The following is an 11,038-nucleotide window of genomic DNA, read 5'->3' on the forward strand; positions in this document are numbered from 1 at the left end:
TTCAATCGTTTATTTTAAATTACTTTAAAATGTTTTTTATGACTCAAACTCATTGAGCTTGTTGCTTCGGACTTGGTTGGTAACTTGCGTTGCCGTCCGTGTCTGTAGGGTCGCATTATAGGGATTGAGATCACATTAGCAAGCGTTAATTACTAATTATTTCAATTTAATGACTGAGTGAATAATAACTAAACAATATGGTGTTTTGTTAGTCGTTATTTATCAAATTGGGTGGCAATAAGTTGTTTTGCTCTACTTGCAGGGAACAATTTATTCGCTAAGAAGCGAGTTACCATTAGTCCTAAGAAAGCAAATAAAGTAGAGATTAAGATTAATAGCCCTTCATTTACAACAAAATATGTTTTTATAATTAATGCACTACCAATAAAAAAAAGTAAAGGCACTAAGTAAATCAGTAAAGCACTTTGTACTAAGTCTCCATTGCTAATATTCAACTGGATGAAATGATCAACTTCCATGCCTTCTTTATAAGGAAGTTCCAAGTATTGACTTTTATCTGTGAATGCCTTTGAAACCACACCCACTCCACAACTACTTTTATTATGGCAAGATGAGCATGCTGATTTAGAAATACATTCAATACGTGCAATTTTTTCACCTTGCACCTCGTCTATTGCGATCACTTTCCCTGTTTCAGTTATCATCATTTTGATCCAATACTACAGACTTAACTAATCGTTGCGCAGTGACAACTGGGATTTCTCCTACAACATTTATTTCAGTATTGCCTCTCTGCTCTGTATATAAAAGTGTTGCACCATGACGAACTATTTTTTGCTTTTCATCTAATGGTAATTTTTTTGGTGATATATAGATAGAAACATTAACAAGCCCATCATCAAGCAATATATAGGAAACAGGATCATTCTCGTTCATAGCCAACTTATGTTGATCATTTTTTACTTCTGAGAAACCAGAAGGTAACCAATTAGTTTTCCAAGGTGAGGATTTATCTGTATTTTGCTGTCTTATGTGGACAGCTTGCGGGCGTTTAGTTTCAGTAAGCTTTACTAGCCAAGGGTTTATCGTATCTGAAACATTCACTGATACGACCATGAATTGCTCTAGCACTACATTTGAGTGATTAATCGTATCTAACCGTAGCGGTAAGAAAGAGTGCAAATCGCACCAAATAACATAACTATATCGGTACTCATCTTTACTTATCATACGTATTGCTATGGATGGTTTTCCTGCAATGCGTCCTTTGCCCAAAATGATATAATCGTAGTTATCAAGCCCAGCTTGATAATCAAAGTTGGCAATATTTGCGAATACATGACGATTATGTCTGGATTTTAGTGTGTAAGCAGGAGAGCCCTGTTCAAAGTAACTTATCTCACCTGCAAATTGTAAAGATTCTCTAATGGCTCCATTAAGGTATCGAAAATAACTCACCTCTTGCCCATCAACTACGCCATGAATAAGTTGCATCGGCTCAATCTGTTGCTGCAGACTACTTAAATAAAGTAATTCAAAATTTTTACTTCGGTAAGCTTGTTGCATCAATTGAAGATACTCAATCGCCGTTGGTTCAACTTGCTCATCGGTTAAGCTGAATTCACTTTCTTCGACTGTAGACTCAATGGCAGTTGCTAGCGGAATAAAAAGTAGCAAGCTGATTGCTACTAATACGTTAAAAAGTGAAGCTCTATTCATTAACAACCTATTATTACTTTATTGTTGCACTTGAAGTTGCAGTTGATGGTCTTTTAATAATGCCTCTAAACGCTCATGACGATCTTTTAATGCTTGTTTTGATTGCTGTTGGCTAGCTTGAAGACTAACAGGTGATACTCCTCCACCAAATGGCACCGTATTTAACACTTCAATACCATTATTTTCAACACTTGGTTGTGATGTAATAAAGCTGGTCATCACAACAACACCTGCAACCGAAGCTGCAATCGCATATTGACCAAATCGTTTTACAAAGGAGATAACATTGTTTTCAGGCTTTTGGATTAATTCAACTTTTGCAGTAATAGGAGTAACAGTCGCTAAAACCGGTTGATCTGCAATAGACTCCATGACTTGTTCTGCAATATCAATATCAATTGCCCGCTCATTACGTATCACATCACCGATTAATTGATAACGCGAAAAAACAGCCTGTTGCTTTTTATCATTAATAAGTGCATCTAATGAGTTACTTTCAACATTTTCATCATCAATTAAACTTGAAAGTTGTTCGTTAAATTGTTTCATATTTTCCAACTACTCTTCTAATAAAGGGGCTAACTGTTTATCAATTGCATCACGCGCTCTAAAGATTCTAGATCGCACTGTCCCGATTGGGCAATCTTCAATTTTCGCTATTTCGTCATAGCTCATACCTTCAAGCTCACGAAGCGTAATTGCAGCCTTTAGTTCCGCAGGTAACTGTTCAATCGTATCCATCACGACACGTTTTATCTCTTCAGAACGCATAATACTTTCTGGAGAGTCTGCTTCCCTTAGCGCTTCACTACCGTCATAGCTGTCTGCCTCTAATGCATCAATATCAGATGCAGGCGGCCGACGGCTCTGACTGGTGAGATAATTTTTTGCTGTATTGACAGTAATTCGATACAGCCAAGTATAAAATGCACTATCGCCTCTAAATGACGGCAATGATTTATGCACCTTTATGAAAACCTCTTGCGTTACATCTGCAATATCTCCAGAACTACGTACATAACGCGTTAATATATTCGCTACTCGATTCTGATACTTACGGACCAATAATGTAAAAGCCTGCTGCTCTCCATTCTGAATACGCTGAATTAATTGAAAATCTAAATCACGCTCATTCATTGAGCTTATCTACCTATTTATTATTGTTAGCCTTAATTGGCATCCACAGTTATGACTGAATATGTTGAAGAAAGTTCCAAACTATTTCAAAAGAAATCATTTTTAGCTAAACTGCACGAATACTTCATTAACTGCAGAGCATATAGTGCCATGACAGAAAGTAAATCAATAACTGACCAACATAGTTGCGATATTTTAATTATCGGGGCAGGTGCCGCTGGCCTTTCTCTTGCTCTTAAACTTGCCCCTCATGCCAAAGTAAACGTTTTAAGTAAGGGTAAACTTTCTGAAGGTTCGACACTTTATGCCCAAGGTGGAGTGGCAGCGGTTTTTTCTGACACCGACAGTATCGACTCTCATGTTGAAGATACGTTAATCGCAGGCGCGGGCATGTGTGATGAAGAAGCGGTACGTTTTACCGTGAGTAATGCCAAAGAAAGCATGCAATGGTTAATCGATACCGGCGTGCAGTTTGATACTGAACTAGATAAGGAAGGTAATACACAATATCACCTTACTCGTGAAGGTGGGCATTCACATCGACGTATCCTTCATGCCGCAGATGCAACAGGTAAAGAAATTGAAGATACATTACTCAGCGCTGTCAAAAAACATGAAAACATTACCTTAATGGAAGGTTATAATGCGATCGATTTAATCACCAGCCGCAAACTGAAGTTACCTGCTAATCGTGTATTAGGCGCCTACGTATGGAATCGGAATGCAGAACGTGTAGAAACAATTAAAGCACATTTTGTTACCTTGGCGACAGGTGGAGCGAGTAAAGTCTACCAATACACCAGTAATCCTGATGTCTCGAGTGGCGATGGTATTGCACTCGCTTGGCGAAGTGGTTGCCGTATTGCCAATATGGAGTTTAATCAATTCCATCCAACCTGCTTATTCCACGCAGATGCAAAAAACTTTTTGCTGACCGAAGCATTACGAGGTGAGGGTGCGCACTTATTACGCCCAGATGGTACTCGCTTTATGCCCGACTTTGATGAACGTGCAGAACTTGCCCCCCGCGATATCGTTGCACGTGCAATAGATTATGAGATGAAACGTCTTGGTGCGGATTGTATGTACCTTGATATCAGTCATAAACCGAAAGAATTCATCATCAAGCACTTTCCGACTATCTACCGCCGTTGCTTATTGCTCGGTATTGATATTGCTCATCAACCGATGCCGATTGTGCCTGCCGCACATTATACTTGTGGTGGTGTGATGATAGATCACCATGGGCAAACTGATATCGATGGTTTATATGCTATTGGTGAAGTAACGTATACCGGTTTGCATGGCGCAAATCGAATGGCCTCTAACTCATTGCTTGAATGTATTGTTTACGCACACGCCTGTGCAAAAGACATTATCAACCGCTTACCTTTCTATCAAAGTAGAAAGTTTGCATCTATTCCAGCATGGGACGATAGTCGTGTTGAAAACTCAGATGAAGAGGTAGTTATTCAGCATAACTGGCATGAATTGCGACTTTTCATGTGGGATTACGTGGGTATCGTGCGTACTGATAAACGATTAGAGCGTGCTCTGCGTCGCGTGCAAATGCTACAGCAGGAAATTAACGAGTACTACAGTAACTTTAAAGTGGGTAACAACTTACTAGAGTTGCGTAATTTAGTGCAAGTTGCGGAGCTAATAATTCGAAGTGCCATGTCACGAAAAGAGAGCCGAGGCTTACATTACAACTTAGATTATCCCGAGTTGCTTGATAACCCTAAACCCACAATTTTATGTCCACAAAGTGACTAATTACACCGGCTCTATTGACGTTGATAGTTTATGTTTTTCAGCAATTTGTTGTTTTAGTGACGATGACTTCGTGAATATTATGCAATTCATTTAGCATAACTGAGGTACATTCGGTTTGCCTTACTCAAAACGTCTTGTATTTAAAACTTAACTAATAAAGAGAAATACCCTCTAAGTTCGTCCGATATTGATCAATCGGGCGAGTAAACGATAATCTACTGTTCTTACTGCATCTTTATAAATAACCATTACTTGTTTAGTACTTTTATCCCCTAAAGATCGGCCTTTCACATCAATGATCAAAAAAATAAAAAAATGGCAGTAAAAGGAATGTGGACTGACGCCCCCCTGATAACCACTACCATTCAGGCTATATTCAATATGACCAGCTTCACTCAATCTAAACGAGCAAGAAAAAGATGTTGCTTGGTAAGCCGCATATAATGCAATTAAAGATAAAGTAAGGTAAAAAAAGAGAGAGTTTAAGGATAGCGGGACGAGCAATGAAGCCAAAAAAATAACAGCACAATAAAGCAGGAAAATAGAGACTCCTGCATAAAAAGAGCGGCCAACAGTTATTTTATACTTTAACGCGTTTAAGGATGACATCAACAATGTTTGCAAGTTCAACATCAGGGCATTTTTTATGGCCCATAAACCAAGCAAAAAGCTCCGGATCTTCACAGGTCAGTAAACGCTGAAAAGTAAATTGCTCCTGTGAAGAAAGATCATCAAACGCTTCTTTTACAAAGGGGATAAACAAGATATCAAGCTCTAACATTCCACGTCGACATGCCCATAAAAGGCGGGATTTATTAACCGTTTCGGTCATTCTTTTGTTTCCTATAGTAAGGTAAAAACACACCTACATCATAACAACAACATTTTATTAACAGCAACTACTGACAAAATAGGTTGTGAGCTATACCATTGTAAAAAAATATAATATGAGGCAATTATGCGCAAACTGAGTGAATTAGATAATATTAGCCAACTAGCCGATTTAGTATTGTGCCCACTTAATAGCTGGGATCTTATCTCTGTTAAGGGTGAAGACCGTATCACCTTCTTACAAGGGCAGTTAACTTGCGATCTTATCGGCCTACAACCAGGCCAGCAAACATTAGCATCACAGTGTAATCCGCAGGGCAAAGTGATCAGTATTTTCCGCGTTATTATTTTAGAAGATCGCGTTTTACTGACTCAACCAAGTTCAGTGACACCACGACAACTTCCTGAGTTACAAAAATACGCTGCGTTTTCAAAAGTAGAAATTGCAAAAGAAACAGAATATCGCGCATTTGGTTTAGCGGGTTGTAAATCAGCGCAATACATCGCTGAAAAAGTAGATACAGCTGCAACGCATGATCAAAGTCGCCTGCTAGAAAGTGGCACGGTGATCATTAAGCAACCTTACCCTTCTTTACGCTACTTAGTGGTAATGAAAAACCCCGTTGCAGAAGAACTTTTAGAAGATCTGCAACACCAAGCTGAAATTTTTGATGATAGTCTTTGGAATGCAATGAACATTGCATCAGGTATCGGCTTTGTCGAAGAGCAAACCTGTAGCTCTTTTATCCCTCAAATGCTAAACCTACAAGCATTAGATGGTATTAGCTTTAATAAAGGTTGTTATATCGGTCAAGAAACCGTTGCTCGTGCTAAATATCGAGGAGCCAATAAACGCGCACTGTTCATTTTAACCGGCCGAGCAACACAAGCACCTGAAGTCGGCAATAATATTCAAATGTTAGTCAATAACAATTGGAAACGTATTGGTACTGTCGTTTCTGGCTGTCAGTATGGTGATGGCCATATTGAAGTATTAGCCGTATTACCCAAAGACTGTAGTGCAGAAGATGTCTACCAAGTACAAGAGATTGAAGGATCAACTCTCTACTACGCACCACTCCCTTATACTTTAGAAGAAGCTTAATAACCCTCTTTTTTATCCCCGAATAAAATCGGGGATATTTCCCTGCGCCACAATATAATGTTATAATGCTCACACTTTTTGTACCATGTTTTTATCAACACTGTATGATCCTAACCCAAGAGCAGGTTTTTAATTGAGTTGTGAAATTATAAGATTACGTGAAAAAGCAGACAAATTTAACCGCTTACGTATTCAGTCCGCACAAGTATTAATGAACGAAGATGAATTGAATGTTTTTCAATCTCTTCCTCTTTTGTTACATTTTAATATGCCTTCACTGCCAGGTTATATCAATGCAGATGTACCAACAGGTATTAGCCAGTTTAATCTCACAGAAAATCACCACAACCTAATAAGCTATTACTTTAACACTGACCTCCCAGATACTCCGAGCCAATGCGATATTCTAGGTTTATATGCAATGGGAAGCACCTCTTCGATTGGCCAATGCTCTGAAAGCGATCTCGATATTTGGATCTGTTATCCGCATCAATTGGATAGCGTACGCGTTAAATTATTAGAAGATAAGTCTTGGTTGATCACTCATTGGGCAGAGAGTTTAGGTATCGAGCTTAACTTCTTTCTTATTCCAGATAATAAGTTTCGCTGTATTAACGATGCAGGTATGTCTATCGATGGCTGTGGCTCCTCTCAACATATGTTGTTATTAGATGAGTTTTATCGTACTGCATTGTTGGTTGCAGGCCGCCCCATTCTATGGCGTCTGATTCCGATCGAGCATGAGCCGAACTATGATCAATATGTACAATCTCTTTACGATAACAACAAGTTAAATAAAGATGATTGGCTAGATCTCGGTGGCTTTCACCGTATTCCAGCTGAAGAATACTTTGGCGCGACACTTTGGCAACTCTACAAGGGTATCGATAACCCTTATAAAGCGGTATTAAAAACCATTTTAATGGAAGCTTATTCTTGGGAGTATCCCAATACAGAGTTGATTGCGATCACCTATAAAAAACGTTTCCAAAGCCAAGAGTATTACGATGAACAACTTGATCCTTATTGCTTAATGCTCGAGAAAGTAACTGCTTACCTAACTGAAATTAAAGACTTTAAGCGTTTAGAAGTCGTGCGGGCGTGTTTCTATCTAAAAACCGAAGAGACACTTTCAAAAATTTGTTACAACGACAATACTGCATGGCGTCGCACCATACTAAATAAATTCGTCAACCAGTGGACTTGGACTGATGAACAGATATCAGACTTAGACAACCGTAAAAATTGGAAAGTGAATGATGTCACCAAAGCGAAAGATATTTTACTTGAAGCATTGATGACCAGCTATCGAAAATTACTGACCTTTGCCCGTGACAATAATATTGGCGAATCAATCAGTGCAGAAGATATTGGGATATTGTCTCGTAAACTTTATGCAGCTCATGAAACACTGCCAGGCAAAGTTGACCTCATAAACCCTAATATTTCACCAGATCTTTCTGAACCCAACCTTAGTTTTATCCAAGTACCTGAAGGCCGAAAAAACCCACCGGGTTGGTATCTCTATAACTGTTCATTAGATGCACATACATTAATCAACACGCCAAAACTAATGTATGCAAAGTATATATCGAAGCTTATTTCTTGGTGCCATATGAACGGCCTCTACGAAGAAGAAACAAAATTACACCTTTATAATCAAGGCTCTGATCTAGTGGATAAAAAGCTAAATCAATTTATCCAAGATTTGTATTCTGTTTTTCCAGTATATGTTCCTAAAGCCAATAACCAGGCTCTTAGTCAGCCCTGTGAAATTAAACACCTTACGATATTTTTAAATGTTGAAAAAGATCCTACACGCCACTGGCAAGATGCGCATGAAAACACCGATAGCGAAAATGATAATGTATTATCCTACGGACAAAATAATGAATGCTTAATCGGTAGTATTGATCTCATCTACAGAAACTCATGGAACGAAGTACGTACCCTACACTTCAACAATAGTTATGCCGTCGTTGATGCGTTAAATACTATTTTAGGGAAGATGCACCAAGATGCGCTTCCACCCGATCAAATTGATCTATTTTGTTATAGCCAGCATTTCAGAGAGCAGATAAGCCAGAGTTTTCGAAGCAAATTAGAAGAGTATATCCAGTTACGCTTAGATTCTGTTTCACAGCGTTCAGTACAGACATTATGGACAGGTGGCAGAAAGTTTGGCTTCTATTTTGAGCGAACAGGTGTTTCGCTACAGCATTTACAAAGTACTGTTGATATCTATAGCCATATTTCCAACAAAAAACTTTCGAATAGTGTCATCAATCTCAAAAATACTTTTTTTGATAAAACAGCGAAAGTCATTGAATCGCATATTAGTGAAGGGTTAATCCAATTCTTTTTTGAAAACTACCCAGATGGCTTTAACGTTTATATTGCTAATGCGGAAAATGAGGTAGAAAGCTTTCAAAGTTTTGCTGGCAGTAAAGATGATTTAGTACAAAATGTGAATCGCTTTTATGCCTCTAATAACAATCAAAAAGATACAACAGAAGGGCAAATCAACTTTAATTTACCGCAATTCTATGAGATAGAATTAGGTGATAATGATGAGTTAGAACTCACCTCATTTAAAAGTAAATGTAAAAATACAGAGCGAACGTTAATATAATTTAATACCATTTTTAAGCGCATAAATAACTGCCTTTAATCTGTTAAATTAAGTAACCATCTTAAAGGCAACATTCACATTATTCTGGTCGTAAACCTAACGAGTGACAAATTGCATAGCTCAGATCACTACGATTGAGGGTATAAAAATGAAAGTCTTTCACCCCCTCTTGACTCAGAACACGTACCATATCCATTGCAACCGTTGCCCCAATTAAATTACGCGTCATCGCATCATTATCCGTGCCTTGATACAGCTTATGCATCCAATCAGGTACGTGCACATTGGTCAGCCCAGCAAATTTGACGAGTGTTTTATAATTAGATACAGGTAAAATTCCCGGCACGATATCACCATCAATTCCCTGTTTGACGCACTTATCTCGAAAACGTAAGAACGTCTCTGCATCAAAGAAGAATTGAGAAATAGCTCGATTTGCTCCCGCATCAAATTTAGCTTTTAATACGTCTAAATCGAATTGGGCACTGCTTGCCTCTGGGTGTTTTTCTGGATAAGCAGCTACTGAGATATCAAAATCCCCCTCCTCTTTTAACAGCTTAACTAAATCTGTCGAATACATATGTGGCTTAGTTTCCCCTTCTGGAATATCACCACGTAGCGCAACAATACTACGAATATCATTCTGCCAATAATCACGTGCAATTTGGCGTAACTCCTCTTTACTTGCATCAATACAGGTTAAATGTGGCGCGGCAACCATCCCTGTTTTAGCTTTAATATCTTTAATAATGTCATGCGTTCTATCACGAGTGCCCGAATTCGCGCCATAAGTAACTGAAACAAACTTAGGCTTTAACGTTTTTAGGCGCTCTATAGATCCCCACAACGTCTCTTCCATGGCAGGAGTTGCAGGTGGAAAAAATTCAAATGAGACACCCACCTCTGTTTTAATGTCGGCAATATTTTGATTTAGTTTTGCCAAATATTGTGCAGAGAAATAGGATTGTTGCGTTGTTTCATTAGTCATGATTTTTCCTTTTAGCCATCTAAACGTCTATGTTGCGTATAATTTATCTATTTATTAATTTTTGTCAATAAAAATAAATAAACATGAAAATAACTAAACCAAATATTAATTTTGTTCACAATGATGATCAGACTTCTAGAAGTCTATTTGCGATTACCTTGAACAACCGTTAAAATGCCCTTTCTCATATTGCGGGTAAAATAGGAACATCATGTCTAAAAACTGGAATGGCGAATATATCAGCCCTTACGCTGAACACGGTAAAAAAAGTGAACAGGTAAAAAAAGTGACGGTTTCTATCCCAACTAAAGTGCTTAAAATACTCACCGATGAACGCACACGCCGCCAAGTTAACAATCTACGTCACGCGACCAATAGCGAGTTATTATGTGAAGCTTTTCTACATGCTTACACGGGACAACCCTTACCTGAAGACAGCGATTTAGATAAAAACCAAGCGCCCGTCGACATTCCACATAGCGTTCAAGCTCTTATCAAAAAGTGATATAAAACTACCCAAGCGGGTAGTTCCTTTCTTATATAAAGTCTTTACAATCAGCTGATATAAAAAGACTTTATTCAAGGATTGAGCAGATGACTACCTTTCAATTTTACAAAAAACAAAACGCACTGGTTCACGTCAATGTAGATAAACCAGCCTTTAACCACGAAAAGCAGCAATTAATTGCACAAGGTTTTGAGTCTGTAGGCGGAAGAGTAAAAGCGAAAACAAGCTATGACGCTTTTAATCGTTTTAAGGCGCATTATGTAGACAGTGTTAAGCACTTCACTCGCACCCATTACTTCATTAGTACACCTCAGGTCTAATCACTTACATTTCATTTCATTTCATTTCATTTCATTTCAAAATTTTGTAGGCACGACTTCT

General features: G+C 38.3%; 12 protein-coding genes. 5 read left to right on the forward strand and 7 right to left on the reverse strand.

Annotation, left to right across the window (positions count from 1 at the left end; all coding sequences use genetic code 11):
• Nucleotides 1–215: 215 nt before the first annotated feature.
• From CW745_RS14350 to rpoE, 4 genes are read right to left on the reverse strand one after another with little or no spacing between them, the layout of a single operon-like run.
• Nucleotides 216–668, reverse strand: a complete 453-nt coding sequence (locus CW745_RS14350) for a SoxR reducing system RseC family protein (protein WP_238596834.1) — start codon at nt 666–668, stop codon at nt 216–218.
• Nucleotides 655–1,680, reverse strand: a complete 1,026-nt coding sequence (locus CW745_RS14355; protein ID WP_101109389.1) for a MucB/RseB C-terminal domain-containing protein — start codon at nt 1,678–1,680, stop codon at nt 655–657. The genes CW745_RS14350 and CW745_RS14355 overlap by 14 nt, the downstream gene beginning before the upstream one ends.
• Before the next feature lie 18 nt (nt 1,681–1,698).
• Nucleotides 1,699–2,229 carry an RseA family anti-sigma factor gene (locus CW745_RS14360; RefSeq protein WP_101109390.1) on the reverse strand — a complete coding sequence of 177 codons (531 nt, stop codon included), beginning with the start codon at nt 2,227–2,229 and terminating at the stop codon, nt 1,699–1,701.
• 9 nt (nt 2,230–2,238) lie between these two features.
• Entirely contained in the window at nt 2,239–2,817 is a 579-nt protein-coding gene (gene rpoE, locus CW745_RS14365) for an RNA polymerase sigma factor RpoE (RefSeq protein WP_101109391.1), read from the reverse strand.
• A 150-nt stretch (nt 2,818–2,967) separates the two neighbouring features.
• On the opposite strand from rpoE, the gene nadB reads away from it, so the two are divergent.
• Nucleotides 2,968–4,593 (forward strand): L-aspartate oxidase, encoded by a 1,626-nt coding sequence (gene nadB / locus CW745_RS14370; RefSeq protein ID WP_101109438.1) that lies wholly within the window; start codon nt 2,968–2,970, stop codon nt 4,591–4,593.
• A 171-nt stretch (nt 4,594–4,764) separates the two neighbouring features.
• Here nadB and CW745_RS14375 read toward each other — a convergent pair whose 3' ends face one another.
• Nucleotides 4,765–5,202 carry a protein YgfX gene (locus tag CW745_RS14375; RefSeq protein WP_101109392.1) on the reverse strand — a complete coding sequence of 146 codons (438 nt, stop codon included), beginning with the start codon at nt 5,200–5,202 and terminating at the stop codon, nt 4,765–4,767.
• Nucleotides 5,174–5,425, reverse strand: a complete 252-nt coding sequence (locus CW745_RS14380) for a succinate dehydrogenase assembly factor 2 (protein WP_101109393.1) — start codon at nt 5,423–5,425, stop codon at nt 5,174–5,176. The genes CW745_RS14375 and CW745_RS14380 overlap by 29 nt, the downstream gene beginning before the upstream one ends.
• A 126-nt stretch (nt 5,426–5,551) precedes the next feature.
• Between CW745_RS14380 and ygfZ the strand changes: the two genes are divergently transcribed.
• Entirely contained in the window at nt 5,552–6,529 is a 978-nt protein-coding gene (gene ygfZ / locus CW745_RS14385; protein ID WP_101109394.1) for a tRNA-modifying protein YgfZ, read from the forward strand.
• Nucleotides 6,530–6,662: 133 nt separating this feature from the next.
• Nucleotides 6,663–9,161, forward strand: coding sequence for a class I adenylate cyclase (locus CW745_RS14390; RefSeq protein WP_101109395.1), 2,499 nt, complete (start codon nt 6,663–6,665; stop codon nt 9,159–9,161).
• A 79-nt stretch (nt 9,162–9,240) separates the two neighbouring features.
• On the opposite strand, the gene metF is transcribed toward CW745_RS14390, so the two are convergent.
• A complete protein-coding gene (metF, locus tag CW745_RS14395; protein ID WP_101109396.1) occupies nt 9,241–10,149 on the reverse strand; it encodes a methylenetetrahydrofolate reductase in 909 nt (302 codons plus the stop codon).
• Between the two features lie 211 nt (nt 10,150–10,360).
• On the opposite strand from metF, the gene metJ reads away from it, so the two are divergent.
• Together metJ and CW745_RS14405 are read left to right on the forward strand one after the other, a co-directional pair.
• Nucleotides 10,361–10,654, forward strand: a complete 294-nt coding sequence (gene metJ / locus CW745_RS14400) for a met regulon transcriptional regulator MetJ (RefSeq protein ID WP_101109397.1) — start codon at nt 10,361–10,363, stop codon at nt 10,652–10,654.
• A gap of 89 nt (nt 10,655–10,743) precedes the next feature.
• The gene (locus CW745_RS14405) at nt 10,744–10,977 is read left to right on the forward strand and encodes a hypothetical protein (protein WP_101109398.1); all 234 of its coding nucleotides are present in this window, start codon (nt 10,744–10,746) and stop codon (nt 10,975–10,977) included.
• Nucleotides 10,978–11,038 lie beyond the last annotated feature (61 nt).

The sequence above is a fragment of the Psychromonas sp. psych-6C06 genome (assembly GCF_002835465.1).
In the GTDB taxonomy this organism is placed as follows: Bacteria; Pseudomonadota; Gammaproteobacteria; order Enterobacterales; family Psychromonadaceae; genus Psychromonas.